General features: G+C 61.8%; 27 protein-coding genes. 8 read left to right on the top strand and 19 right to left on the bottom strand.

Annotation, left to right across the window (positions count from 1 at the left end):
* Positions 1-2: 2 nt before the first annotated feature.
* The 3 genes from X727_RS141120 to X727_RS141110 all read left to right on the top strand — a co-directional run bounded on the left by X727_RS141120 (position 3) and on the right by X727_RS141110 (position 2,905).
* On the top strand, positions 3-632 hold the full coding sequence (locus X727_RS141120) for a TetR/AcrR family transcriptional regulator (protein WP_023745683.1): 630 nt from the start codon (positions 3-5) through the stop codon (positions 630-632).
* Between the two features lie 538 nt (positions 633-1,170).
* Positions 1,171-2,346: a zinc-dependent alcohol dehydrogenase gene (locus tag X727_RS141115; protein ID WP_023834939.1), complete on the top strand. Its 1,176-nt coding sequence runs from the start codon at positions 1,171-1,173 to the stop codon at positions 2,344-2,346.
* A 10-nt stretch (positions 2,347-2,356) separates the two neighbouring features.
* Positions 2,357-2,905, top strand: a complete 549-nt coding sequence (locus X727_RS141110) for a hypothetical protein (RefSeq protein WP_023834940.1) — start codon at positions 2,357-2,359, stop codon at positions 2,903-2,905.
* 255 nt (positions 2,906-3,160) lie between these two features.
* On the opposite strand, the gene X727_RS141105 is transcribed toward X727_RS141110, so the two are convergent.
* Positions 3,161-3,385, bottom strand: coding sequence for a hypothetical protein (locus X727_RS141105; RefSeq protein WP_155923607.1), 225 nt, complete (start codon positions 3,383-3,385; stop codon positions 3,161-3,163).
* 996 nt (positions 3,386-4,381) lie between these two features.
* Between X727_RS141105 and X727_RS141095 the strand changes: the two genes are divergently transcribed.
* Entirely contained in the window at positions 4,382-4,639 is a 258-nt protein-coding gene (locus X727_RS141095) for a hypothetical protein (protein ID WP_245274198.1), read from the top strand.
* Between the two features lie 289 nt (positions 4,640-4,928).
* On the opposite strand, the gene X727_RS141090 is transcribed toward X727_RS141095, so the two are convergent.
* Positions 4,929-5,396, bottom strand: coding sequence for a hypothetical protein (locus tag X727_RS141090; protein ID WP_023753939.1), 468 nt, complete (start codon positions 5,394-5,396; stop codon positions 4,929-4,931).
* A gap of 414 nt (positions 5,397-5,810) precedes the next feature.
* On the opposite strand from X727_RS141090, the gene X727_RS0134460 reads away from it, so the two are divergent.
* Positions 5,811-6,410 carry an EF-hand domain-containing protein gene (locus X727_RS0134460; RefSeq protein ID WP_031204614.1) on the top strand — a complete coding sequence of 200 codons (600 nt, stop codon included), beginning with the start codon at positions 5,811-5,813 and terminating at the stop codon, positions 6,408-6,410.
* 209 nt (positions 6,411-6,619) lie between these two features.
* Here the strand turns inward: X727_RS0134460 and X727_RS0134465 are convergent, their stop codons facing one another.
* Complete coding sequence (locus X727_RS0134465; protein ID WP_023667766.1) at positions 6,620-6,784, bottom strand: hypothetical protein; 165 nt, start codon at positions 6,782-6,784, stop codon at positions 6,620-6,622.
* A gap of 1,011 nt (positions 6,785-7,795) precedes the next feature.
* On the opposite strand from X727_RS0134465, the gene X727_RS141085 reads away from it, so the two are divergent.
* Together X727_RS141085 and X727_RS141080 are read left to right on the top strand one after the other, a co-directional pair.
* The gene (locus tag X727_RS141085) at positions 7,796-8,455 is read left to right on the top strand and encodes a L,D-transpeptidase (RefSeq protein WP_023682764.1); all 660 of its coding nucleotides are present in this window, start codon (positions 7,796-7,798) and stop codon (positions 8,453-8,455) included.
* A gap of 10 nt (positions 8,456-8,465) precedes the next feature.
* Entirely contained in the window at positions 8,466-8,978 is a 513-nt protein-coding gene (locus X727_RS141080; protein WP_023667764.1) for an OmpA family protein, read from the top strand.
* Positions 8,979-9,283: 305 nt separating this feature from the next.
* On the opposite strand, the gene X727_RS141075 is transcribed toward X727_RS141080, so the two are convergent.
* From X727_RS141075 to X727_RS141040, 9 genes are all read right to left on the bottom strand, one after another.
* Positions 9,284-10,153 carry an SDR family oxidoreductase gene (locus X727_RS141075; protein ID WP_023707232.1) on the bottom strand — a complete coding sequence of 290 codons (870 nt, stop codon included), beginning with the start codon at positions 10,151-10,153 and terminating at the stop codon, positions 9,284-9,286.
* Position 10,154: 1 nt separating this feature from the next.
* Entirely contained in the window at positions 10,155-10,319 is a 165-nt protein-coding gene (locus X727_RS1000000168625; protein ID WP_023834944.1) for a hypothetical protein, read from the bottom strand.
* A 23-nt stretch (positions 10,320-10,342) separates the two neighbouring features.
* Positions 10,343-12,109, bottom strand: a complete 1,767-nt coding sequence (locus X727_RS141065) for a thiamine pyrophosphate-dependent enzyme (RefSeq protein ID WP_023834945.1) — start codon at positions 12,107-12,109, stop codon at positions 10,343-10,345.
* A 9-nt stretch (positions 12,110-12,118) separates the two neighbouring features.
* A complete protein-coding gene (locus tag X727_RS1000000168630) occupies positions 12,119-12,262 on the bottom strand; it encodes a hypothetical protein (protein WP_023751762.1) in 144 nt (47 codons plus the stop codon).
* Between the two features lie 493 nt (positions 12,263-12,755).
* The gene (locus tag X727_RS141060; RefSeq protein ID WP_023699894.1) at positions 12,756-13,001 is read right to left on the bottom strand and encodes a hypothetical protein; all 246 of its coding nucleotides are present in this window, start codon (positions 12,999-13,001) and stop codon (positions 12,756-12,758) included.
* A gap of 13 nt (positions 13,002-13,014) precedes the next feature.
* The gene (locus tag X727_RS141055; RefSeq protein ID WP_023667757.1) at positions 13,015-13,230 is read right to left on the bottom strand and encodes a hypothetical protein; all 216 of its coding nucleotides are present in this window, start codon (positions 13,228-13,230) and stop codon (positions 13,015-13,017) included.
* A 187-nt stretch (positions 13,231-13,417) separates the two neighbouring features.
* Entirely contained in the window at positions 13,418-14,545 is a 1,128-nt protein-coding gene (locus X727_RS141050) for an FAD-binding oxidoreductase (RefSeq protein WP_023834947.1), read from the bottom strand.
* A 60-nt stretch (positions 14,546-14,605) separates the two neighbouring features.
* Positions 14,606-16,147, bottom strand: a complete 1,542-nt coding sequence (locus tag X727_RS1000000169650) for an amino acid ABC transporter permease/ATP-binding protein (protein WP_023695154.1) — start codon at positions 16,145-16,147, stop codon at positions 14,606-14,608.
* A 94-nt stretch (positions 16,148-16,241) separates the two neighbouring features.
* Positions 16,242-17,084, bottom strand: a complete 843-nt coding sequence (locus tag X727_RS141040) for an ABC transporter substrate-binding protein (RefSeq protein WP_023834948.1) — start codon at positions 17,082-17,084, stop codon at positions 16,242-16,244.
* Between the two features lie 213 nt (positions 17,085-17,297).
* Here X727_RS141040 and X727_RS141035 point away from each other — a divergent pair, with 213 nt between their 5' ends.
* The gene (locus X727_RS141035) at positions 17,298-18,392 is read left to right on the top strand and encodes a LacI family DNA-binding transcriptional regulator (protein ID WP_023834949.1); all 1,095 of its coding nucleotides are present in this window, start codon (positions 17,298-17,300) and stop codon (positions 18,390-18,392) included.
* A gap of 186 nt (positions 18,393-18,578) precedes the next feature.
* Here the strand turns inward: X727_RS141035 and X727_RS141030 are convergent, their stop codons facing one another.
* From X727_RS141030 to X727_RS141000, 7 genes are read right to left on the bottom strand one after another with little or no spacing between them, the layout of a single operon-like run.
* On the bottom strand, positions 18,579-19,997 hold the full coding sequence (locus X727_RS141030; protein WP_031204616.1) for an FAD-binding oxidoreductase: 1,419 nt from the start codon (positions 19,995-19,997) through the stop codon (positions 18,579-18,581).
* Entirely contained in the window at positions 19,994-20,857 is an 864-nt protein-coding gene (locus tag X727_RS141025; protein ID WP_023834951.1) for a PfkB family carbohydrate kinase, read from the bottom strand. The genes X727_RS141030 and X727_RS141025 overlap by 4 nt, the downstream gene beginning before the upstream one ends.
* Positions 20,854-21,708: a sugar phosphate isomerase/epimerase family protein gene (locus X727_RS141020; RefSeq protein WP_023699901.1), complete on the bottom strand. Its 855-nt coding sequence runs from the start codon at positions 21,706-21,708 to the stop codon at positions 20,854-20,856. Before X727_RS141020 ends, X727_RS141025 begins: the two co-directional genes overlap by 4 nt.
* 21 nt (positions 21,709-21,729) lie before the next feature.
* Positions 21,730-22,590, bottom strand: a complete 861-nt coding sequence (locus tag X727_RS141015; protein WP_023834952.1) for a carbohydrate ABC transporter permease — start codon at positions 22,588-22,590, stop codon at positions 21,730-21,732.
* Positions 22,587-23,546 carry a sugar ABC transporter permease gene (locus X727_RS141010; protein ID WP_023682778.1) on the bottom strand — a complete coding sequence of 320 codons (960 nt, stop codon included), beginning with the start codon at positions 23,544-23,546 and terminating at the stop codon, positions 22,587-22,589. The genes X727_RS141015 and X727_RS141010 overlap by 4 nt, the downstream gene beginning before the upstream one ends.
* 11 nt (positions 23,547-23,557) lie before the next feature.
* Entirely contained in the window at positions 23,558-24,880 is a 1,323-nt protein-coding gene (locus X727_RS141005) for an extracellular solute-binding protein (protein WP_023834953.1), read from the bottom strand.
* A 28-nt stretch (positions 24,881-24,908) separates the two neighbouring features.
* On the bottom strand, positions 24,909-25,922 hold the full coding sequence (locus tag X727_RS141000) for an SIS domain-containing protein (RefSeq protein WP_023686869.1): 1,014 nt from the start codon (positions 25,920-25,922) through the stop codon (positions 24,909-24,911).
* Positions 25,923-26,012 lie beyond the last annotated feature (90 nt).

Consider the following 26,012-nt stretch of genomic DNA (forward strand, 5'->3'; position numbering starts at 1 on the left):
TCGTGACCGAAAATAGCCAGGGCCGGCGCGGCCGGCCCGCCAACGAGGCGCTTGGCCAAACGATACTCGACGCTGCGTCCGAACTCTTTGTGGAATTGGGTTTTCAAGCGACCACATTGGACAAGGTCGCCCAGCGGGCGAAGATATCCAAACTCAGCATCTATCGGCACTTCGAGAACAAGGAGGCGCTGTTCAGCGCGGCCATCGCGTCCGGCTGCCATCAGTTGTTTGCACCACAGGCCCTTCTTGAAGGCGTCGGCGGTTCGGTCGAAGATCAGCTCATGGCGGTGGGATCATCCCTGCTTCGGACGCTGTTGAGATCAGACGTCCGCAGTGTCGAAGCCATGGTCATGGCCGACCAGACGAATCCAAGGTCGTTAAGCAAGCTCTATTTCGAAGCCGGCCCCGCCCATGTCATCGCCCAAATCGAGGTCCTGTTGCGTCAGTTGCACGCGAAGGCGGTTCTGAACGTGCCCGATCCTCTCCGGTCCGCCCGCTTGTTTGCCGCGCTTTTCAAAGGATCCGATCTTTTGATTATCGCACGCTTCGATGAGGCGAGAGCGGCGGACGACAACGAAATCGAATCCTATTGCCGGTCGGCCGTCGCCATGTTCATGGCTGCGCACGGCTAGCAGTCTGCCCTGCCCGCTAATCGTTGTATTTCTGCGAAATACTCCGCTAGAGCCGCCGTCGCGATGGCGCCCATCCACCTCGTGTCGATCGCGTCGGGGTCGGACTGCGCGCCCGCCGGTGATCGGCATCTCCTACCTGCTCCGGTCACACAGCGCTGACCCTTGAGCGCCTCGGCCGACCTGTGAGGGAGAGGAAGAGAATGCCGGTTATGGCCGCGAGAATCGAGCAGATGAGGTGTCGATCGCCGCGAAGGGACACCTGCGGACGGACCTTCTTTGGTACACTTGAGTACGTCCATTCGTGGGTGGGGCTCCAGCGGTTCGTGCCCCGACGCGCCCGCGAAGGCCGCTGGTGCCCGCGACAGATCCTTCCAAGGTGCGGGTCTGGAATGGCCCAAAAATTCTCTCGAGCTCCCGGAACATCGGTCCGCCCCTGTGGTTCGACAAGCAGCGGCACAGTCGATCCAACCAGGCATCGGCCCGCTTAGGACAGGCGCGAGGTCCCTACCCACAGATCTTGCGAAAATAGGAGCAAGCTATGCGAGCGTTGGTCTGGCACGGCAAGGAAGACATACGCTGCGATCAGGTTTCGGACCCGGAAATTGAGGATGAACGTGACGCGATCATCAAGGTGACGAGTTGTGCCATATGCGGCTCCGACCTTCACCTCTACCACAACTATGTGCCAGCCATGCTGCCTGGCGACATCATGGGCCACGAGATGATGGGAGAGGTCGTTGAGGTCGGCAAGGGCGTCAACGGCGCTCTGAAGGAGGGAGACCGCATCGTCGTGCCGTTCACCATAATCTGCGGTGAGTGCGACCAGTGCAAGCGACAGAACTTTTCGGTTTGCGAACGCACAAACCGCAAGAAGAATCTCGGTGACAAGGTGTTCGGGCACACCACCGCGGGTCTGTTCGGCTACACTCATTTGACCGGCGGCTATCCCGGGGGACAGGCGGAATACATGCGTGTGCCGTTCGCCGATGCCACGCACGTAAAGGTGCCCGACAGCCTTACCGACGAGCAGGTCCTCTTCCTCGGCGATATTTTTCCTACCGGATGGCAGGCGGCGGCACAGTGCGACATTGAGCCCACCGATACGGTTGCGGTGTGGGGCTGTGGCCCAGTCGGGCAGATGGCCATACGCAGCGCCCTGCTGCTCGGCGCGAAACAGGTGGTGGCGATCGATTGCCTGCCGGAGCGGCTTTCCATGGCCGCGGCCGGCGGCGCCATCGCCATCAATTTCGCCGAGGAAAGTGTCGTCGAACGACTGCGGGAACTCACCGGCGGAAAGGGCCCGGAGAAGTGCATCGATTGCGTCGGCATGGAAAGCCACGTCTCGCTGGCCCAGCCCGATACCGTCTACGATCGCGCAAAGCAGTTGATGCTGATGGAAAATGATCGACCGCACGTTTTGCGTGAGATGATCTATGTCTGCCGGCCGGCCGGCGTGATCTCGATCCCCGGCGTCTACAGCGGGCTGGTCGACAAAATTCCGATGGGACAGGCAATGAACAAGGGGCTCGCCTTCCGAATGGGGCAGACCCATGTCAACCGTTGGACCGAGGATCTGTTGCGCCGCATCGAAGATGGCCAGATCGACCCATCCTTCGTCATCACCCATACCGTGGGGCTCGAGCAGGGACCCGAGATGTACAAGGTGTTTCGCGACAAGCAGGACAGCTGCATCAAGGTTGTACTGAAACCGTAGGGAAATCGTCATGAACGTGATTGCCAAACTTACCAACATCACCCGATCGCCTGGCGATCCCAAAGTGCTGAAGACTGGGCAGAGTGCGGTCGCGGCCTCCGATGGCCTTGCCCGCAAGCTCGGCTGGTTCAGCATCGCGCTTGGCGTCGCCGAGCTGGTTGGCGCCGAGCGGATTGCCGGCGCGCTCGGCATGCGCGGCAAGGAAGACCTGATCCGCGCTTATGGGGCGCGGGAAATAAGCAGCGGCATACTCTCGCTTTCAGTGGACAAGCAGGCCGGGCTTTGGAGCCGGGTGGCCGGCGACGGCCTGGATATCGCGACATTGCTGACAGCATATCGGCATGGCAACCCAAAGCGCGATAATGTAGGCCTTGCGCTTGCCATGGTCGTCGGCATCACATTGCTCGACATCATCGGTGCGAAAAGCGTGACCGCGCGCCACTCTCGGAGGGGGACCAAGCCACGCGACTACAGCGATCGAAGCGGCTTTCCCGGAGGCACTGCCGCAGCCCGCGACCGTGCCCGCTCGCAGCGCAGCCAGAAGGCCGGCGCAGCCTGATAGAGATTGCGGAACCCTGGCGGCATGCGACCTGAACAGGTGGCATCTCGTCAGGCCCTAACGCCAGAGGTGGTAGCTCTCGGCGAGCCGAGTTTGCTGGAACAGAGTGGACCGTCGCGCGGCCGTTCTCGCCGTCTCCTGGGTGACCGCCGCGCATGGGTTGTGTGGCCGGTGCGTTAAAGGCACGAAGCAAGCAGCGATCCGACCGGCATCGAGCCTTCCATGTCTCTTGCCTTGGCAAGGTTCCGGCGATCCTCAGGCCGAGCGGCGTTCGGGAAGCTCGGTCTCTTCCGCCACCCCTTTCCGCAGGTCTCGGCGCAAGCGTTCCGCTTCGTCGGAATTATTATCGTCGTCTGTCCGCTCGAGTTCGCGATCGATTGTCTCGCGCGACCCCTCTGCCGGATCCTGTTGCGGAGATGTGTTCGGGCCGGTTTCGATCTTGCCGTCGCCGGGAACGGTGCGGTCGCGAGACTTCGTCATCTTCAGCTTCCCTTTCATCTGTCATCTGCCTCGGCATCTCCGATGGCATGAATTTTGGCCGCTTCCCTGCCGAACCGGATCGTCGACGCTTTGTTCCGGGAAAGCCCCCGCAGGTTCGTGCTGGTCGGCCCCGGGGCATTGGTCGATGCCCTTGCCGGGAAGCATCCTATGCCAACGAGGTCGGCGGCAGCCTCATCGATGTCGTATCAACATGTGGGCTGTGAAGGCGTTTTCGGCCCGGACACGCGAGCACGCCAGGCTCGCGGCGAGTTTTCGAACCGAAGCAGATGCGCAGCGTAACAGCTGGATGTATACGGAAAAGGCTGCCTCATCCACGACATCGCGCTTTCGGTAATGGCCGGCGGCATGCTCGCCTGGGCGGTCCGGCAGCTGGTAGCGAACTGGTCATAGGCCTTTGCAAAGCCGCGTCGATGAAGCGGGTGCGGTAGCGCTGGTCGGTGTAGCGTCGAGGCATCTGTCAACCGGAGACAAGCGCGACCGCTTTTGGGACCTCACTGTTTTTTCCACCGGGACTCGACATCTCACTATCATAGTTGATTGTGGCTGCCGGTGACCCTGCGTAATGGATAGCCATTCCAACTCTCCAACAGGAAAACGGTATGTTGTATCCGGGTCGGTTTTTGGGGCCAAGCGAGATTGAGATGCTCGCCCAGGTTTGTCACACGGTCTGCAAAGAGCGCGCCCTACCTCTTGCTTCGCAGAACGGAGAGCGCATAGCTGCGCATATACTCAGGCTGTTTATGAATGGCTTGATTGAGCAGAATGAACTGCTCGATGCTGAGAGGAACTGGGCTCTTCGGCTTGACCGTTCGGTCCAGCAGACGATGTCAACTACACGCACATGAGAGGCCGCGGGACCCAGTTTGGTAGTCGGAAAGCCGCCAAGGCCGGTTGGGAACAAACCTGACATTTGAGCGTTTGTAGAGCCCTTTCACCGGGCAACTCACCGAAATGCTTCTTGCCGTGCATGATGCGATGTCTACGGCCGTTTTGGCGGGCAGGAGCGCCAATGCGGAAGTATTCGGTGTGGTCGACCTCACCAACAAGGCTGAGGTCGACATCGGCATCACCAGCTTGGGAAGAGCCATCCAGTTCGTGGCCAACGCCTCGGTGCTTGGCTATGACATTCGCGGCGCCATGGTCTTCTATGGCTCGCCCGGCACCCCGAGCCTAAGGGCGAGAGAGTGCGAGCGCTTGTGGGCGCAGTTTGGCGGCGCGCTTCTACAGCCGTAGCTCTATCAGGACGTTCGCCCCACCCGTTTCATGGTATGAACGCGTACGGAGCTGAGGCGCTACCCAGCCAGAGCGGGAATGGCTCAGTGCTAGGTCTAGCGCGCGACCGCACCAAGCAGCTTTTCGGTGAACGGCTTTGAGCGGTTGGGCCAGCGTGAGAGCGTCCGGCCGCATACCTGCCGCTGCCTGCTTTCATGTGACTGGGCGGGGCTATCGGGGAGCCCGGTTTACCGCTGGGTCGGGCCCTTAGCCGAGGGAAGCACAGTACGGCAACCCCGCTCTTTGCTGGCTAACATCCTTCCGCTCTCAGGGACCGGACCATGCGCACAACAACAGGGTCATACGGTTTCTTTTCGGATTTCCGATAATTCATTGTGAAAAGCGCGGCACGCCGGTTGCAGACCATAATTGCACGGACGTAGCGAATCTCGCCATTCTTGACCCCGGAGTAGCTGGCCCATTTCGGGGCTAGGCGCCGATAGGTCAGTCGCCAACCGGCCTTTTCGTCCTCGATCATGCGATGTTCAATCTCGGCGCGAAAACTTGCTTTGCCCAGTCGCGCGCCCCAAACGACCAGAAACGCGTCTCTTGGGCCCTGAAAAGCCGCGCCCTGCTCCGAATTCTGGGTCAGGACGAAATTCGGAGGAATATCGAAACTAAAGCCAAGCTGTCGGACGCCGAAGGGCTGCCACGCCTCGGCCTGAAGCAACGTGGTCCAAAAGAGAAAAACTGTAAGTCCCAGCAGGAGGCGTCGCATTGCTCTGATTTAGCGCTGGCTACCATGGTGTCCAGACGACAGAGGTCCGTGACATAAAAGATATGCATCATGGCCGCGCAGCATATGGACGCGGGATTCGCGATTGACGGCGTGCGGTCGAAACGGCTTCCGTCCCACGAAAGGAGAGGACGCAGAGGGAATTGGTGCGTCGGTATGATCGACTGGCAGAAAATTGGCGAGGCCGAATGTCCAACGTTCATTGCCCGCAAAATGGGCGCCGGCTTCCTCTTGTGCCTAGGGAAGAAGAGCCGAAATTATTCCCTGGCGAAGACCCTGATCTACCTCAGACGGGGGGCATGCCCTGTAACTTCGCCGTGACCTGATCCCCTTCGGGGAACAATCAGATCGAGCTCCAGTTTGGCCTTCCAAGCGAAGGCACTGATGGAGCATGCCATGAGATTTCCACACAGCACGACGGCCGCGGCCGCCGTTTTCATTGCCCTGACCTCCCCCGCGCTCGCCCAGAAAAGCGGAACACCATCACCCTCGACACCTGCACCCGCTCCGGCAACCGAACCGCCGGCCGCCGGACAGTTGCCGGATGCGACCGGACAAGCGGATGCACCAACACGCGAAATGATCCGCCAGATGGTTGAGCAAGCTGTCCGGGAGAGAATGCAGCAGGATCGCGGTTCCGAAGAAGGTTTCCGCGAGGAAGATAGTCGCAACTATCAAGGCGATCGCAACGAGGGTGCTGACCGCCACGATGAAGATGGCGGCCGTTGGCAGAACCACGGTGGCCGCGATCGTGGACACAGAATGGCTGGACGCTGGCATCATCAGCTGATGCGCGGTGCCGGCATGCGACTGATGTTCGGGCTGTTGGACACCGATGGCGACGGATCGGTTTCCGAGGACGAGGTTCAACGCGCGGTGGGCAGGATGTTCAGTAGCATTGACGAGAATGGTGACGGCAAGATCGATGCGGACGAGATCCAGTCCTTCATGCATGGCTCCAGCATGCATGGCACTGATAGCGAGGACACGCCGTAGCTGCCTTCAAAGTGAATGCCCTCCCTCGGACAAAGCGGGCGAGCGCCTGGCGGTCGAATTCGAAGCGGTGTCTCTTGGCTATAGGCGCGGCGGCCCTAACAGCACCCTCCAGCCTTGCGTTATTCCCGCAGTCCCGCGAGACGCCAGCCGTGACAAAAAAAGGCTGCGCAGTGCTGATCAAGGAACGATCGAAGCCGACCAACGCAGGGTCACTCGGGCGCCCGGTCCTCCAGCAGAACGAAGGATGCGGCGATCAAGTCGTCGCCATTGATACGTCCTTGGCTGTCCTCCAACATAGTTGCAACCTTGTGGAAGGCCATCATTTCACCCGCGTCAATCTGCGCTTCACGCATCTTGGCTGTGAGATCAGCCACGCGATTTCCTAACGAATGTGATTTTGCAGTCTCGCAATTCGACATGATTAGTCATCCTTTGCCTTGGGGTTTCACGCTGCCGAACGCAATGCTTCAGCGGATGTTCCGAATTTGGCCATCAGTCTTATGGGATAGGACTTGCGTCTGATGGCGGTTGGAAGAAGCCCGAACGGCGGAACACGCAGCCGGACGCCGAATTGGAAACCCACCGTCGATCGAAGTCCCTTGTCGCCGGTTGAGATCCCGCCATCTTCACTGTCGAGAGGGTGGCGGGATCGCCTTCCGAGGAGCGAGCGCATATGAGGTAATAGATATTTGGCAGATGTACTCACGGCCATCCTGCTCGCTTCTTTTGTCTGCGCATGTTCATTCTTTTCGGGAAACCCCATCTCTCCAACAACACGCAACAACCGCGTTGCTACCCACGATTGATGCGATGACAACTGCATCAACAAAGCAAAGCCTCTTCGCCTAAGGTGCGATTGCCGCGGGCTTTTTCGACTTGAAGGTCGTCCAACGCGCCCGGTGGTCAGGCCATGGCGTTCAGCGGGAGCCAGGTAGACTCATCGCGAAAATCCCGCAGCGAGGCATGTCGCAAGTCCTCCTCGCCGCGTGCGGATACTGGAATCCGCCTGGCTCGTTGTGACAGGCATGCGAAGATGAGTGTCGGCGCATGGACGCGGAAAAACCCGCCAGCGTGAGCCAGCGGGCCTTGTGATGGGATGGCCCGCGCGTGCGGTCAAGGCTGCGCGGGCCGACCATGATGAATGAGGGGACATCTTGGTCACCGGCACGACCGATGAAGAACGAGCCGGGTGTGACAGAACACCCTTGGAGCGAGGATGTTCCCGTCCGCACAAAAAAGCTCGCCGGCGTGAGCCGGCGGGCAGTCGCTATTTTGCCGTCAAGCGGACAGACCGCTTGCGGCCCACCCACTGCAGCATTTTTCCACTTTGAGCCGAAATCATTCTCAACTATGGTTCGCCAGGCTTAAGGCATGGGGGATTGCCGATGGTTTTATCACGCAGGGGTGTCGTGCTCGGCGGTCTGGCGCTGGTCGCGGTCGGCGGAACCAGCAATATTGTTCAAGCCGCGGGGGCAAAATCCTTTTTCGCCGGTACCGCCAGCGATAACGATTTCGTCTATCGCAAGACCAACTTCGCCAAGATCGACAAGAGATGGCATCGCCAGATCGTCAAGTATTTCAGCAGCGAGCCGGTCGGCACCGTCGTGGTCGATACCCGCCACCACTTCCTCTACCTCATCATGGAAAATAAGACTGCCATCCGCTACGGCGTCGGCGTCGGCAAGGAAGGCTTCAAATGGTACGGCCGCGCGACGATCGATCGCCGCGCGCTGTGGCCGCAATGGGTCCCGCCCCCCGAAATGCGCGAGCGCAAGCCGGACCTGCCGCCCATGATCGCGGGCGGCGCGTCCAACAATCCGCTCGGGCCGCGAGCGCTCTATCTGTACCGCGACGGCGCCGACATCGGCTACCGCTTGCATGGCACGCTGGAGCCATGGAGCATCGGCACCGACGCTTCCAGCGGCTGCATCCGCATGTTCCCCGAAGACATCATCGACCTCTACCAGCGGTGCCCGATCGGCACCGCGGTGGAGGTCCTGCCGCACATCGCCGACCAGGCGCCCGCTTCCACCACTGTCGAATGATTGGCGCATCATGAACCGCATGATTGAAAACACGCGCCGGCTGCTCGCCGCCGGCCTGCTGGTTGTGGCCACATCCTGCTCGACCAGCAACACGCTGGCCCCGTCGACGCCCGACGTCACCAACGCCGAGATTGCCGGCTTCCAGAACGTGCAGCCGGGCAGCGAGGAGGATTTTATCCTCAATGTCGGCCGCCGCACCTACTTCACGAAAGGTTCGGCCGCGCTCGATTCTGTCGCCAAGGCCACCCTCGACACCCAGATCGCCTGGTTGACAAAGCATCCGCGCTGGCTGCTCAAGCTGCAGGGTTTCGCCGACGATCCCGGCGCAAGCGAAACGGCGCTGTCACAGCAGCGCGCCGATGCGGTGATGGACTACCTCGCCGCCGGCGGCATAGACCGGAACCGCATGTGGGCCAAGGGCTACGGCAAGGACAGGCTGGTCCGCGACTGCCCCGACTCCGCCTGCAGGTCGCAGAACCGCCGCGTTGTGTCTAATTTGCGCGATGAGAGGGACGAGTCGTAGAGGCTGCTGTTTTGCTGGTCGCCAAATCAGTCTCACAACGCGACGGCGGCATGGCTGCAATGCGCCTATCGGGGACATTCACCCAGCGTTTGCCCCTCCCCGAAAGCTGACGCTCCGGTTGAACCCGGAATGAAGTCAGCTTCCCGTCTACCAACCTCCGGTTCAGGGTCTGGTGGGAGGCTTCGGCATCCGCCTCGACCAGTTTGCGGACGTGGCGGTTGTCCGCGATCCTGATCGGCATGAGCCTCGCCACATGTCGGTGTGCTACGGGGAGTGGGCGCCGTGGAGCTGGCAGGTACGCTCGCTCAAAGCATCGGCCGTCCGCCGGTGACCTCGTAGAGTGCGCCGGTGGTGTAGCTCGATCCTTCCGAGGCAAGCAGCACATAGGTCGCTGCAAGCTCTGCCGGTTGCCCGGGACGCTTGAGCGGCGTGTTCTTGCCGAACTCCTTGACCTTCTCAGAGGGCATTGTCGACGGGATCAGCGGCGTCCAAATCGGCCCGGGAGCGACCGCGTTTACCCGAATGCCGCGTTCAGCTACCAGTCCTGCTAGTCCGGCGGTGAAGTTGGCGATCGCTCCTTTGGTAGTGGCGTAGGCAAGCAGTGCCGGCGATGGACTGGTCGCGTTGATCGAGGATGTGTTGATGATGGTCGAGCCGGGTTCCATGTGCTTCACTGCTTCCTGGGACAGATAGAACATCGCATAGACATTGGTGCGAAAGGTGAGATCCCATTCCTCCGCGCTGATGTCCTCCAGCTTCTCGAACGACGCCTGGTGGGCTGCATTGTTGACGAGGATGTCCAGGCGCCCGCATTCATCGATAGCTCGCTGCACAAGCGACCGCGCGAAGATTTCGTCCGAGATGTCGCCGCGTGCGAGCACCGCCTTGCGCCCCGCTTCCTCGACCAAGCGCGCCGTCTCCTGCGCATCTTCGTCCTCTTCAAGGTAGGAGATGATGACGTCGGCGCCTTCGCGTGCAAACGCGATAGCCACCGCCCGGCCGATGCCCGAGTCCGCGCCGGTGATCAGCGCGACGCGGTCCGTCAGCTTACCGCTGCCGCGATAGCTCTCCTCTCCGTGGTCGGGCCGTGGATCCATCTCGTCGGTGTAGCCGGGCATGTCCTGCTGCTGTTCGGGAAGCGGCGGCTGAGGATATTTCTGCTGGGCATCCTGCATGTCAGGTCCTTTTTTGGCTGGAGTTGCGGTTGTGTCGATCCGGTTCCGTGATCGGTCCCTTGGCGGCTTTCGAGCCACCGCCCCATTCCTCGGCCTTGCACGCTTGGTCGCCGCCCATGAGGTCCGGCGAACTGCGATTTGCGGTGCCGCTGTCGGTCTTGTTCAACTCGTGCTCCTTCTTGCGTGTGGTCAGTCTTTGTCGCCGGCGGTAATCATCGACCTCAGCGGCTCTTGCGCCACATTCGCCTCGATTTCCGCGCGTCCGGGGGTATCCGGTAGCGCCTTGCGGAAATTTCTCGCATAATCCGGTGGCATCTTCGGTGGCATCATCGGTTCGTACGGATCGACCACGGCCTCGATGACCACCGGACCCTCAGCAGCCAGGGCAGCGTCGAGAACGCCTTCCACCTCCTCGGCGCGAGAGACGCTGTAGCCGATGCCGCCCATGGCTTCGGCGGCCATGGCGAAGTCGATGGGCTGGAGTTCGCAGGCGAATTGCGGGTTACCGAGGAACATCATCTGCTCCCAGGCGATCTGATTGAGCATGCCGTTCTTGAGCACGAGCACCTTGAGTGGGACCCGGTACCGAACTGCCGTCGAGAACTCGCCGAGTTGCATCGCGAGACCGCCGTCGCCGACGACCGCGAAGACCGGCCGGCCGGGAAAGGCCAGGCCCGCGGCGATCGTATAGGGCAGTCCGCATGCCATCGAGGCCAGCGCGCCCGAGACGCCGAAGGCCTGCCCGTCACGCAGCTCGATATGGCGGGCCGCCATCTCGGTGTTCTGGCCGGAATCGGCAACCAGGATCGCATCATCGGGCAATCGTTTCCCAAATGCGCGTGTAACCACCTGGGGCTTGAGCGAAGTGGCGGCCTTTTGCTCCGACTGCGCCATCATCTCGCGCCAGCGTCGCATGCCCGCCTGCGCCTTCTCGAGGAAGCTGCGATCATCCTTGCGCTTCAGGCGCTTGTTCAGCAATCGCAGCGTCACGGCGGCATCGCCGGCAAGGCCGGCCTCAACGGGATAGCGCAGGCCGATGCGCTGCGGGTCGCGCTCGATCTGCACCCCGCGCGCCTGTCCCGGCTTCGGGTAGTATTCGATGTAGGGAAAGGTCGAGCCGACGACGAGCAGCGCGTCACATTCCTCCATGATTTCCTGCGACGGCAGCGTGCCGAGAATTCCGATGCCGCCAGTCGTCAGCGGGTGATCGTCGGGCAAGGCAGCCTTACCGAGCAAGGCCTTTGCGACGGGGGCACCAACCAGCTCCGCCGTCTCTTCCAACTCGTGCCTGGCACCAAGCGCGCCCCGACCGGCGAGGATCGCGACCTTCGTCGCCCCGTTCAGGATCTCGGCGGCTTTCGCAAGTTGTTCTTCGTCGGGAAGCCTGCTTCCTTCGAACCAACGATCCGGCGTATGCGACGGTTTGTTGCGCTTCGAGCGCTTGGCCTGGTCGAGCGTGTGCTCCTGCACATCGCTGGCGATCGACAGATGCGCAACGCCGCGACGTGCCAGCGCCGACCTGCAGGCGAGACCGGCCAGGCTTTCCATATGCGCCGCGTCGGAGACCTGCGCGTTGAAGACGGCGACATCGCTGAAGACGCGCGTCAAGTCGACATCCTGCTGGGTGAAGGTCTCGATGAGGTCGTGGAACTGCATGCCGGTAATGGCGAGCACCGGCGCTTGGTCGAGCTTGGCATCGTAGAGTCCCGTCAGGAGGTGTGTGCCGCCAGGGCCGGAAGTTGCGAGGCAGACACCGAGCTTGCCTGTCCATTTTGAGTAGGCGCACGCCATGAACGCCGCGGATTCCTCGTGCCGCACCTGAATGAAGCGGATGCGGTCCTGCCGCCTGCGCAGCGCCTCCATGATGCCATTGATGCCGTCGCCCGGCAGGCCAAAGATGATATCGACGTTCCAGTCGATCAGCGTCTCGATGAGGATGTCCGCGGCGGTCGCCATGTCTCAGTCCTACCGCGATGCGGATCCCGCCGCCTGGCTGCTCTTGTTCGCGGTCTTGTCAGTCTTACGCTGGTCCTTGTCGCCGCCGCGATTGCCGCCATGCAACTCGTCGGAAGATTGAGCGGTCTTGCCGTCTTCCAAATTAGTGGCCATGCGCAAAGCTCCCTTCATCCGGCCTGCCTAACCAGAAAGTCGGTGAGATGTTCCGTGCCCGAAGGCAAGGCCGCCTAGTCAGGTGCCGAAGGCAAACTTGTCAGTACCACCCGATGAGGCGCTGTTCGGCAGTCAGCGGCTGAACAGGCGAGGTGCGATCGAACAGACCAAGGCATCGAACTGCTGCGAGGCCGAGCTTGCATGTAGTGGCTGAGGCTGCCTGATCGCCAAAAGCGCTCGCGGCAGAGCTGGCCGATGTTCAGGTCGCGTCTTCGCAGGTCCCTATAGCCAGAGCGCAACGCCGCCCGGACCGTCCCCATAGGCGAACTCCTCGCACCCCTCGTTGACGAATTTCCCGCGCGGGATTCCGCCTCAGTGGCGAAAGGACTCGTTCGTCGCGCACACCGCGGCGGGCGATGTGCGCTTCGACCATGCGGTGCCTGGCGTGCCGGTAGTCTGGCATGGCTCCTCGATAGCCTTAAAGACGACAGGCTTAGTCGTCCTGCCTGCGCTTGTGGTGCTCGCTCTCCTGGTTTTCGCCGCGGATCATCTGGCGATCATCCTTGTCGGTCAATTCCACGCCCTCGTCGCGTAGATTGGCGCCGCCTTGCCGCGCCTCGCGCTCCTGCTTGGTTCTCTTCAGCTCATCCTCGGCATTGAAATCGTCGCCGGCATTGCTGGTGTTCTCGCGCTTTTCGATGATGCGCAGCTGCTGCTCGTGGGTCTTCCGGCCGGCCATGGCAAGGCGCCTCCTACTTGTTCGTGCGTCCGGTCTGGTCAGGATTGATGCCGCCCTGAGGCGTGACATCGTTCTCGACATCGCCTTCGAACGTATTGTCCCCATCGAGAGCATCGTTCTCGTCGAGCATATCGCCGCCCTTGACCGCGCCCTTCGAGGTGCCGATTCCCGGGTTGTCTCGCAGATCCTTGTCCGTGGGCTGTTTAGTCTTGGGGTGTTGGTTGGTCATGGAATTTCTCAGCGCTGGTTGAGCTTGAACGAACGACGGTCCTGGCGCTGTCCAACTTCAACGTGGAGAAAATGTTCCGGAACATATTCGCTTGTCAGGTGCGCGTAAGCGGCCAGGCGGCCGCCGTCTCGGCTAGCGAAACTTCAGGCATGCCACATTACATCCCATTCCGAGGCGAATTGGCAGGCTAAAGTGAAAATCGAGACGGTCGAAAGCTTGCAAGGAGTGGGTGCTCTGTTCCGGTGGCGATCTCGGTTGCAAGCAGTTCGCCGGCAATCAAGCCAAGTGTTGCGCCGCTGTGGCTGAAGGCGACGTAATACCCCTCGATGTCCCGCAACTGGCCGAAGACCGGCTCGCCGTCTCCGGGGATCGGCTTGGGCCCGACACCGTAGCTCTCCAATTCCAATTTCGGATGACCGTCGAGAACATTCGACGCTTCGTCGAGAAGCCCCTGGATGGTCGATGCTTTTACGCGATAAGTCCCGTCCGGATTGACTACCACCTCTTCTTCCGACCAGGCAGAATCGAGCGCGAGGGCGCCATCAGGCGTCGGCCGGATGGCGACGCGCGGCGTGTTGAGCACGGCGCGTAGCGGCAAGTCGACTGGCTTGGTCCTGACCAGCAGCGCGATTGGTGTCCCATCGGCAATACGCTGACCGGCCACGGCGACCATTCGCGGCACATCCGCACCGGTCGCCAGAAGCACCGCGTTGGCGGCGAAGCTGATCCCGCTGGTGGTGGTGACGCCGGTGGCGCGGCCGTTGGCGACGGTGACGGTAGCGCTTCCGGCCTCGGTGACCACCTGGCCGCCCCGCTCCACGAATTCCGCGATCAATATTTCGATCAGCGACGGCAGGTCGACCCAGCCCTCACCCGCGTTGAAGATCGCGCCTTGAGGCGTGACAGCGCTTGCGCAGACACCCGGCGTGACCAACCTTATGGCGTCCGCGGACAGATGCTGCGCATCATAGCCGAGACGTTTTTCGTGAGCGAAGACATCGGCGATCTCGTTTGAGGCATCGTCCGCATCCCACGTCAGGCCACCGTCGAAACGCAGCCAGGCGGCATCCGGGCATCGCGCCGACAAACTGCGGTAGCGGTCGATACCGATCATGCGCAGGCGATGATATTCAGCCGAGCGCCTGCGCGCCGAATTGATCCAGGCGAGCGAGCGGCCGGAAGCTCCCTTGGCGAGCGGTCCATCATTGACCAGCACGGTCTCGATGCCGAGCCTTGCAAGATGAACGGCCGAGGAGACGCCAAAAATGCCGCCGCCGACAACAACGACCTTGGAAACCTGATGTGATGCAGCCATGAGATATCTTTCACTGGTGGAGGTTGGTTTGGGCGGCCGTCTTGAAGGGCTCATGCGTGATCAAAGCACTTCGGCAAGGAAGTGCTTCAGACGCGGGCTTTTCGGCGTGTCGAAAATCGCGGCAGGCGTGCCGGCCTCGATGATGCGGCCTTCATCCATGAAGACGACCTGATCGGCGACCTTGCGGGCGAAGCCCATTTCATGCGTCACCACGACCATTGTCATGCCGCGCCGGCCGAGATCCGCCATGAGGTTGAGCACACCCTTCACCAGTTCTGGATCGAGTGCGCTCGTTACCTCATCGAACAAGATGACCTCCGGGTCCATCGCCAATGCACGAGCGATTGCCACACGCTGCTGCTGGCCACCGGAAAGGCTCCCTGGACGATGGTGTTTGCGGGTCGCAAGCCCGACGTCGGCAAGGCGCGCCTCGGCGATGCGCTCAGCTTCCTGTACAGGGAGCCCCTTTACCTTGGTCAGCGACAGCATGACGTTTTCGAGCGCGGTGTGGTCGGGGAACAGATTGAACTGCTGGAAAACCATGCCGACACGCCGGCGCAGTTTTTCAGGCTTCATCGCCAGGATGCTCGCACCATCGAGCAACACCTCACCGCCCTTGGGCTCGACCAGGCGGTTGAGGCAGCGCAGCAGGGTCGACTTGCCCGAACCTGATGGGCCGATCACGCATGTGACCGTGCCAGGCTTGACTGCCAGGCTGACGCCTTTGAGAACATCGAGGTCGCCATAGGCCATGTCGAGATCGGTAATGGCGAGACTGCCGCCCTTGAAGCGGGGCAGCGCTGAGCGGGCATCAGAGCCGGCCTCCGAAAGTGCACTGCCGGTGGCGCCCTCCAGTTCGCTCACTTCGGCCAGGCCGCTGATGACGAGGCCGGCCTTTTGCTTTCCGACCCGCAGCGAGTTGTCGATGTAGTTGACCACATGGGTCAACGGCACGGTGATGACGAGATAGAACACGCCGGCCAGAAGCAATGGCGAGAGGTTTCCAGTGACCACTGCCTGGTCCTGACCGACACGGAAGATCTCGCGCTCCGAGGCGAGCAGACCGAGGAAGTAGACAAGGCTTGAATCCTTGACGTTGCCGATGAACTGGTTGACGAGGGCCGGCAAGACGCGGCGGATGCCTTGCGGGATCACGATCAGGCGCATGCCTTGGCCGTAGCTCATGCTGAGCGCCCTGCAGGCCTCCATCTGCCCGCGCTCGACGCTCTGGATGCCCGAGCGAAAGATTTCGCCGATATAGGCGCCGGCGATCAGGCTCAGCGCAAGAATGCCGAGCGGAAAGGGCGAAGGCCCGAAGATTTCACGGCCGATGCGGGCAAAGCCCTGGCCGATCAGCAGGATGGTGACGATCGCCGGCAGGCCACGGAAAATATCCGTGTAGACCCGCGCCGGAATGCGCAGCCAGCGCGATTGCGAGATGCCCATGACCGCCAGGATCATGCCGAGGATGACACCCAGTACCGTCGACGCGGCGGCGAGGATCAAGGTGTTCTTCAATCCGATGGTGATCATGCTGGGCAGCACGTCCGCCATTGCCTGCCAGTCGAGGAAACTGCGCCGCAGGTTTTCGAGCCAGTTCATTCGCCCCCCTTTTGGTTGCGCTATTTACATCGTCCGCATCAAGGACGGCGGCGTAATCCGGCCGCCGGCATGAAAGCCAGCGGCCGGGTACGGTCTACTTCTTGGGAAGATACTGGTCGGGCATCGGCGAGCCGGGGAACCACTTTTCATAAAGCGTCTTCCAGGTGCCGTCCTGCATGGCCGCGTGAAGGGCGGTGTTCAGCGCATTGCGGAGCTTGTCGTTGCCCTTGCGCAGGACGAAGCCGGCCGGCGCGTCAAAGGAAGGAATATTGACCGCGATCTTCAGGTTCGGATAGCGAACGCCATAGTCCTTGGCAGCCTCGTAATCGAGGAAGTGGGCATCTACGGTTCCGTTGTTAAGCGCCGAAACGGCGGAGTTGTTGTCGGGGAATTTGACGAGATCGGTTCCGACAAAATTCTTCGCCGCGTAGATTTCCTGGAGCGTGCCTTGCACGACGCCGAGACGTTTGCCCTTGAGCCCGTCCGCCGACGTGATCGCCTTGTCGGCGGTAAGCACGGACAGATAGCCTGCGATATACCCGTCGGAAAAGTCGACGGTCTTTTTGCGTGCTTCCGTCGTGCCGATTGCCGCGACCGCGACATCGAAGCGCTCGTTTGCAACGGAAGGCATCAGCGCCGAGAATTCCTGGCCGGTGAAGATCACCTGGTCGGGCTTGAATCCAAGGCGGCTCGCGACGTTGCGGAACAATTCGATGTCGAAGCCGGTGAACGACCCATCGGCCTGGGTGAAAGCGTAGGGTTTGGCATCGCCCATGGTCCCGACGCTGATGACCTTCGCATCAATGAGGCCATAGGGATTGTCATCCGCGGCGGCCACTCCTGAAACCAGCCCAGCGCCGACGCACATCGCCATAAGAGCCATTGCGCCGGTTCTGACCGGGCACATCAACGACTTGAGAATTTCTTTCCTGCTCATGTCTTTCTCCACTCTGAAGGTCTGTTCTTCTTGGTATTTGCGTCGAGCCGCCATCTGGCGCCCCGACATGCCCTTGACGAGATTACGGTCCGTCACGCCTCTCGGCTCCACTCCTTCTAAAGAGACCGGTCTCATATTGCATGAGACCGGTCTCTTTGATAATCGTTATCGCCACATTGACCTCCCGTCAACAACTCTTGTAGTCGTCATCCAATGAAAAGAACCGCCCCCAAGACCCCGTCGATAACGGTCAGCGACGTCGCCCGTGCGGCCAATGTTTCGAAAGCGACAGCCGCGCGCGTGCTCGGCGGATACGGCGTCGTCAGCGACATGATCCGCGCGGAAGTCATGGCCGCGGCCAAGGCCTTGGACTATCGTGCGAACGAGTTGGCCCGCAGCATGACGACCGGCCGCTCCGGCATCATCGGCGTGGTCGTCGGCGACATCGAGAACCCGTTCTTCAGCCTCGCGGTACGCGGCATCAGCGACGCGGCAAAGGCAGCCGGGTTCAACGTCATCCTGGCCAATTCCGGCGAGAAGATCGAGGCGGAAAAGGCGGCCGTGAAACTGCTCATCGGCAAGCGCGTCGACGGGCTGATCGTCACGCCGTCGGAATCGCGCGACATCGCGCACCTGCGCGATATCCACCGCTCGGGCCGACCGCTTGCCCTGCTGGATAGGGCGCTGGCAGATCTGGATGTCGATACGGTCACGACCGACGATCGCGGCATCGCCATGCTGGCGACCCGCTTTCTAGCCGATGCCGGCCACCGTAACATCGCCTATGTAACCGCGGTCGACGCCGAAGGGCACGAGTACCGGGATCTCGGGCAGATCTACACCTCGTCGGTCCGTGAGCGCATCGACGGTTTCCTCACCGTGTGCCGAGAGGCCGGACTTGATCGGCCAGAACGCTATGTCCGCCTTGGCGCCACAAGCCCCACCGAAACGCGCAGGGTTGCCGGCGAGATGCTGTCGGCGCCGGATCGGCCGACGGCGATCCTCGCCTCCGACAGCGTCATTGCGCTGGAGATCTTCAAGGTGACCCGCGAGCGCGGCCTGCGGGTTCCCGACGACATTTCGCTCATCACTTTCCATGATGCGGACTGGACGAGCGTCACCACGCCGCCCATCACCGTTATCGACCAGCCCGTCTACGCGCTTGGCAAGAGCGTCGCGGAATTGCTCATCCGGCGATTGAAGGGAGATTCCCGCCCGGCGGAAAAGCTCGTTTTGCCGACCGCCATCATTGCACGCGGATCCGTTGGCCCGCCCTTGAATGGAAAGCCGCAAGTGCGCCAAGCATAGGTGTGACGGCGATACGGCCCACATTGAATACGCTAGGGAGCCAAGGTCGACGCACCCCCGCTTTAAGACTGATACGGGTCAATGAAGCCCAGCAAACACCCTGATCGCAATGCCACGTCCACCGCCATCGGGACGGCACGTGCCGGCTCATGGTTTGAAGAGCGTGACGATGAGCCAGATGCCCGGCTACTTCTTGCGCCTGCCTGGCTTCAGGGCCGCCAAAAGACTGCTGATCTTGCCGGCCTTGCGGTTGCGGATCTCGGCCTCGTTCTTGCGGCGCACCGCGGCGCGGACAAGCCTGGCGCCGAGATAACGCAAAGGCTCGGGCGGCAGCGACATGCGCCGCTCGATGCCGACCAGACCACTTTCGCTCCAGCGATCCTTTCGCTCGAGCACCAGGCTCGCCAGAATGCGTCCGGCTATCGGCGTCTGCGCGATGCCGGTGCCGTTAAATCCCATGCCGTAGAAGATATTGGGATGATCGCGCAGGTGGTCGAAGACAGGAACGTGTTCAGGCACGCAGTCGATCGGCCCCGACCAGTCATATTCGATCGCCACACCGCGCAGCGACGGGTAGACCCGATGCAGCTCTCGCATATTGTCGCGGCCGTGCTCCGGGCTGCGGTTGAAGCTGGCGCCGAAATTTCCACTGAAGGCGACGTTGCCGCTGCCACGACCGAAGACCACCCTGCCCCCCATGGTGCGCTGGTAGTAGAGCACCTGGGCCTGGGAATCGCAGATCGAGGCACCGTCGCGCCAGCCGATGCTGTCGAGCAGTTCGGGAATGGCAGCAGTGGCAATCACCTCGCTGCCGACCACATAAAGATGCCGCCGCAGTTCCGGCAGCGCCGAAAGCCAGGCGTTGGCGGCAAGCACGATTTTGTCAGCCCGTACCGCGCCATGCCCCGTGCGCACCGTGCATGTCATGCCGGGTTCGATGGCGAGGACCGGGCTGCGCTCGTGGATGATGACGCCGCGTGCCAGTGCCAGCTTGCGCAATCCGATGGCAAGTTTGGCGGGATGGACCGTGCCGGCGGTGGTCTCGACGACGCCGACATAGGAGGCCGATGAACCGGTGCGGCGTTGAATGTCCTCGGCCGTCAGCGGGCTGAAACGGTTTTCTCCAACAGCCGCCGTCAAGGCCACGGCGGTCTCCCAGGCGCCTTCCTGCGCAATGGAGCTTGCGGTCCACAACCATCCGTCCAGCCTCAGGTCCATGTCTATGGTGCCGTTTTGCTGCAGCGCCTTCAGCTCCGCGATCGATGCCACCGTGTCGGCGCACAGCAGGCGCGCTTCCTCGAGACCGACGACCGCACTGATCTGGTCGATTTCGGCGAACCATGAATGGACCTGACCGCCGTTGCGCCCCGAGGCCCCCGATCCGCACAGATCGGCTTCAAGGATGACCACCCGCGTTTGCGGCGCCAGTTCAAGGATCCGCAGCGCGGTCCACAGACCGGTATAGCCGCCACCGACGATCACCACGTCGGCGCGCTCGTCGCCTCGCAATGGCTCGGTCGCAGGGGCGGCGGTAATGTCCTGCAGCCAAAACGACCGGTCAGATGCAAGCGCGACCGCAGGCTGCCGCAAACGAAGTGTACTCACGCTTGGGCTCCCTGCGCATCGACAATGAAGCTGGCATATTTGGCTCGCAGCCAATCGGGTATCGGACGCGGTCTCTGAGGAAACCCGCCGAGATGGGTGCAGGTCTGTGCCGCCGCGATCGACGCCCTGTGCAATGCCTCCAGGGCGCCAAGGCCGCCGAAATGGAAGCCGGCGAGGAAGGTGGCAATAAAACTGTCGCCGGCGCCACACGTATCCACGACATCGACAAGCGTCGCCGGCGCATGCACGACATTCGTGCCATCGTCGAAGTACGAGCCGCGTCGACCACAGGTCAAAACCACCTGCCTTGCGCCGGCCTTCCTGAGCGCGCCCAGCGACGGCTCGATGGGAACATCGACATCGTCCGGTCCGGACGCAAACAAAAGCGGGACACCGTCGAGCGGCAGCGCCATATGGGCGGTTGATAGATCGACGCTGAACGGCACATGGTCCGCTACCAATCGTTGGACGAGGTGCTTGTTGGCGTTGGTGCCGAGATGCACCCAGTCGGCCGCGGCGATGACCGCATAATGCGCGGGCGCCGGCATGAAGTTTTCGCCCACACCGAAGGATTCGTGCAGGAACTTCCGGTCGCCGGATTCATCGCGCAGCAAGGTGACGGCCGTATCGCCGGGACGCCGTTCGACGTCGTCCGGGGATAGGCCGGCACCTGCCAGCTCGGCAAGCACCACGTCGCCTTCGGGATCGTTCCCGACGGCGCCGAAATAGCGCGCGGACCAGCCGTTGCGCCGCCATTGCGCCGCGACATTCAAGGCATTGCCGCCCACCGTCATCAAGTTGTTGGTCAAATAGGCATCAAGGCAATTGTCCCCGACCGCGATAAGCTTCTTCGACCTCATGCCGGCACCGTTGCGCGATTGAGGTATGGCGCGATGGCGCCAAGGCAGCGTGTCCAGGCTTTTACCGGATCGAGCGCGTAGGAGCCGTTGCCGAACGGCTCGAAGGTGAACTTTCCGGCATAGCCCAGGCGCGCGAGCTCGCTGACATAGTGGCCGAGCGGCAGCGTACCATCCCCCCACACCAGATGCCCGCCTGGTGTGCCGTCGACCAGATGGACATGCGCCAGCCGCGAGCCGAACAGGTCGACATAGCCGGCCACGGTGTCGCCGGCCGTGGCCATGGCGACAGTGTCCAGCACGACGTCGATGTTTTCAGCGCCCACCTCGTCCAGCATTTGGCGCAGGCCTGCCGCATCATTGACGAGGTTGCTCTCGAACCGCTGCAACGGCTCGAGCAGGCAGCGCACCCCGTTTGCGGCGGCGCGCCGGGCGATCTCGCCGATCGAACCGACCGCGCGGTCCCATGCCGGTTGCCGGGGTTCGCTCTCGTAGCCCCGGCCGGGCGTCAGGAAGAGATAGCGGGCGCCAAGCGCCGCGCAGATGTCGGCTGCACGGCAAAACCGCTCGATGCTGTCCTGGCGCAGTGCGGCGTCGCCGGAGGCAATGTTGATTGGATACAACACCTGCTCAGGCGTAAAGCACCAGGCCGACAGCTCGTTGTCGGCGAGTACCCGGCGAACGGATTCGACACGTGCGTCCGTGGCGTGGAACAGGTCCAGATGCTGGGCAATCCCCCACAGCTCGATCTCGCGCAGGCCAAAGCCTCGGATCGTCCTGGCGACCTCATCGAAGGGGAAGTGCTGGAAGCTGAAATTGGCTCCGATCAGCTGATGAGCAGCGAGCTGCGGCATGAAGGCTCCTTTCGGGAATTGTTATTTGCCGATGCCTTCGGCCAAGCCACGGATGAAGTAGCGTTGCGCGCCAAAGAACACGATCACGATAGGCAGCGCCGAGATCGTCATGGCCGCGAACACCACGGCATAGTTGGTCCCGTGGGTTGCCATGATCGACGTCAGTCCGACCGGCAGCGTCTGCACATCCGAGCCGCTCGTGAAGATCATCGCGAAGAGATATTCGTTCCAGGCGAACAGGACGTGCAGGATGACGCAGGAAATGATGATCGGCCGGCACAGCGGCAAGGTGATGCGCCAGAAGATCTGACCCTCGCTGGCGCCATCCATCGTCGCCGCCTCGTCGATGTCTTCAGGCAGATCCAGCATGTAGGCGCGGATGAGGAAGGTGGTGAACGGCACCCGGAACGCCGTGTAGAGAATGATCAGCGCCCAGTAGGTGTTGTAGAGACCGAGCGCCTGCAACATCTTCACCAGTGGAATGATCGCCACCGTGGGGCTCAGCATCAAGCCGCCCAGAACGATGGCGATAACCAGCGGCTTTGCCGGCATCTTCGTGCGGGTCAGGCCGAAGGCCGTCCAGGCGCTGATCAGCACGGTGCATATGGCCGAAGCGATGGTCACCAGCACCGAGACTGTCACGTAGCCACGCACGCCCTGGTTCCATGCCTGCACGTAATTGTTCCACGACCAATGGGTGGGCAGGGCGAAGGGATCGTCGAAGATCTGCGCATTGTCCTTGAAGCCGCTCAGCGCCATCCAGATCAGCGGATAGATGACGACGACACCAAGGCAGACCAGGAATGAATAGAGCAACGTCCTGGCGATGACCGACCACACATTGACGTGCCGGCTGCGACCGGCTGCGACCATCGCACTCATAGCTGCACCCGGCGGCGCTTGGTGTACCAGAGCTGTGCCGCACCTGTGAGCATGGTCAACATGAAGATGACGGCGGCGATCGCCGCGCCATAGCCGAAATTGTCCTCGATGAAGGCCTTCTGGTAGAGCCACGTGCCCAGCACCTGGCTGCTGTTGTTGGGCCCGCCTGCGGTCATCACCATAACCTCGTTGAACACCTGGAACGCGCCCGTGATGGTGACGATGATCATCAATCCCGTCATTTCCCGGGTGAGCGGAAAAGTGATGCTCCACAGGCGGCGAAGCGGACCCGCGCCGTCGATCGTTGCGGCATCGTAGAGGTCGCGCGGGATCTTCTGGATGGCAATGGCGAACAGCAGCGTCGAATAGCCAAAACCCTGCCATTGGCTCATGGCGATGATGGCATAGATGGCGGTGTGCTCATTGCCGAGCCAAGGCATGACGAGCTGGCTCAGTCCAACACGGCTGAGCGCGGCATCCAGCAAGCCGATCTGCGGCTGGTAGATGAAATAAAACAGCAGGCCGGTCACTGTGATCGAGATTGCCGACGGCACGAAATAGACGGCGCGCCACAGCCGGCGCCAGCTTTCGCTTTTCAGGTCCTCGATAATGGCCGCCAGCAGGAACGCGCCGAAGACCTGGAAGATGACGGAGATGAGAGCGTAGAGGCAGTTGTTCCACAGCGCCAGCAGCACGACCGGGTCATGCAGCAGCCGGTCGTAGTTGGCGAGGCCGACATTGGTGACCTCGCCGGTGTAGATGTCCTGGTCGGTGGTGCTGACGATGAAATTGTCGACGATCGGATAATAGACGAACCAGCCGATGAGGATGAGCGCGATCGCCGCCCATCGCAACGATAACAGGTTGGCGAAGCAGGCCCGCCGGCTCTTTGGCCGTTGCGGCCTGGCGACTCCGATGTCGGCGCCGCTGTCCACTGTGTCCGAGGCCCTTGCCATGCTCGCCTGCTTTATTTGGCCGCGGATGCGGCTTTGCGCACCTCGTCCATCACTTGCTCGGGCGTCATCGAGCCGCCCGCCAGCGCCTGCAGGCTGGACAGCCAGACGGCGGCGACGCGCGGTGGGTTGGCCGTATCCAGCCAGGGCATGAGGTATGAGGCGGCGTTGATATCCCTGAGGCCATCGACCACAGCCGCGCTCATGTTCGATTCCGAGGCGCCGCCGATGGTGGCGCTCGGCTGGCCATAGGGTGGCGCAGACAGCACCTGCGCATTTTCCTTCGAAGTCACGAACTTCATGAAATCGATCGCCAGCGGGATGTTCTTCGATGCCGCATTGATCATGTAGCCCTCCGGCGCGCCCTCGATCGACCTGGCGTCACCCTTGGCGCCGGCGGGCACCGGCAGCCGGAAGAATCCGAAATCGGCGGGCTTTAACGCCGACTCCGGCGTGGCGGCCTGATCGAACTCGATGATCTCCTGGTAGTACATGGCCGACTGCGCGTTGGTGAAGGCCTGGAGAGCCGAGGCATAGGATGTGCCGTTGACGCCGGCGCCATCGGTGCAGCGCTCGACAAGCTGGCTGAACTGCTTGAGTGCTGCGACATAGCCTGGATCGCTGTATTGGGCGGTGGCCGGATCGAAGTCGCGTTCCAGCGTTGCCTGCGGCACGTTGTAGGCGAGCAGCTGGCCTGCAAAGTGGATCGCCGGCCAAGCCTCCTTGTTGCCGAAGGAGATCGGTGTCACGCCGGATTTGCGGATGGCGTCGCAGCTGGTCAGCAAGTCCTCGAAAGTGGCGGGTGCCTTGAGGCTGAGCTTGGCGAAGATCTGCTTGTTGTAGCCCATGAACTTGGCATCCTGGTAAAGCGGAATGCCATAGAACTTGCCGTTGTACTGGAACGCCTTGACGGCGGCTGGAGACAGCGACTTGCCCCACTCGGTATCGGCAGCAATGACGGGCGTGAGATCAACGGCGCGATTGCCGCGCACGAAATTGCCACCCCAACTGCCTGTCCAGGAGAAATAGATATCGGGCAGCGAGTTGGAAGCGACCAGCGTCTTGGTCTTGCCCTTCACGCTGTCGTCGCTCTCCTGGATAAGTTCGACCTTCACATCCGGATGGAGCTTCTCATAGGCCTGTGCCAGGTTGACGAAATAGGGCGACAGCTGTTGCAGCCCGAACTTGGTCAGGACCGAAAGCGTGCCGGTGTATTCCACCTTGGCGTTTGGGTCGGCCGTGACAGCCGGCGAAGCGGCGGAACTGCCGCTTATCGACAACCCCAATGATGATACCGCGGCCACCGTGACCGCCACGACTTGCAGCGAACGTTTCATGGATAGCTCCTTCAGAGGTAAGAGGGGATCAATATTCCACGCGTTTGTAGTAGCGACGGGTGGTCAGCGGGTGGTTGCGCAGCACCTCGAGATGGGCGCTCAGCCGCTCGAGCAAGGTGGCGAGCAGAACCGGCGAGATCATGCCGCGGACCTTTGCGGAGATGCCCGGCAACTTGACCGAGGCCGCGTCCAGCGTGCGAACGCGGTCCGTGTAGCGCCTGGCGAAGTTCTCGACCCGGTCGGCCAGGGGCCGAAGGGCATCTTCGCCCTTGAACACGAAAACGCTGACGCCCGGCTCGACCAACTCGAGCGTACCGTGGAAGAAGTCGGCGGCGTGCACCGGGCGGGTGCGAATCCACTGCATCTCTTCGAGGATGCACATGCCGTAATAGTGTGCCTCCGGCCACACCGAGCCGGCGCCGGTGAAGATGTGATAGGTATCGTCCTTGATTGTCTGGGCCAGTTCGGCCGCCCTGTCCTCAAAGGCAGCCTTGGCGTCGGCAAGCAGATCCGGCAGCAGTTTGAGTTCGGCGACAGTGCCATCAAAATCATCATATTCGCCGCGCTCTTCCAGCAGGGCCAGGACGATCAGCAGCGTCTGCAGGTAGAAGGATTCCGACGAGGTGTCGTCTTCGGCGAAGTTCGTGAAATTGTGGTCAGCCTCCCGTGCGATTGGCGTATCCGAATGGCCGGTGAGCGAAATCGTGCGCACACCACGTTTTTTCAGAAAGGCCATGAGCTCGACGCCTTCCTTGGTCGTGCCCGACAAGGACGGGATGACCACCACGGCCTTGCTGTCGAGACCGGCGGGCGGATCGATCACGACCTGCGCCGGATAGGCACCGCTCACCGGGAAGGTAGAACAGCGCTGCGCCAACTCGATCGCGGGCAAGGTTAGAAGCTGCACGCCGCCGGTGCCCATGAAAAACAGCCGCTCGACGCCATCTGCCAGCAGTGTGCGCATGAGTGAGCGAACCTCACCTGCGACGGCGACGGCCCCGCTTTGGATCTTCACGAAGCGGTCCCTATCGAAGTTCAGCATGACGTTTTCCTTGTATTTCGCATGTGACAGGCCTCTAGCCCGCCTTAGGCGTCGGTGGGCCGTCTAGCTCGTTTTTCCGATGTGAGATCG

This window comes from Mesorhizobium sp. L103C105A0 (genome assembly GCF_000502215.1).
In the GTDB taxonomy this organism is placed as follows: domain Bacteria; phylum Pseudomonadota; class Alphaproteobacteria; order Rhizobiales; family Rhizobiaceae; genus Mesorhizobium.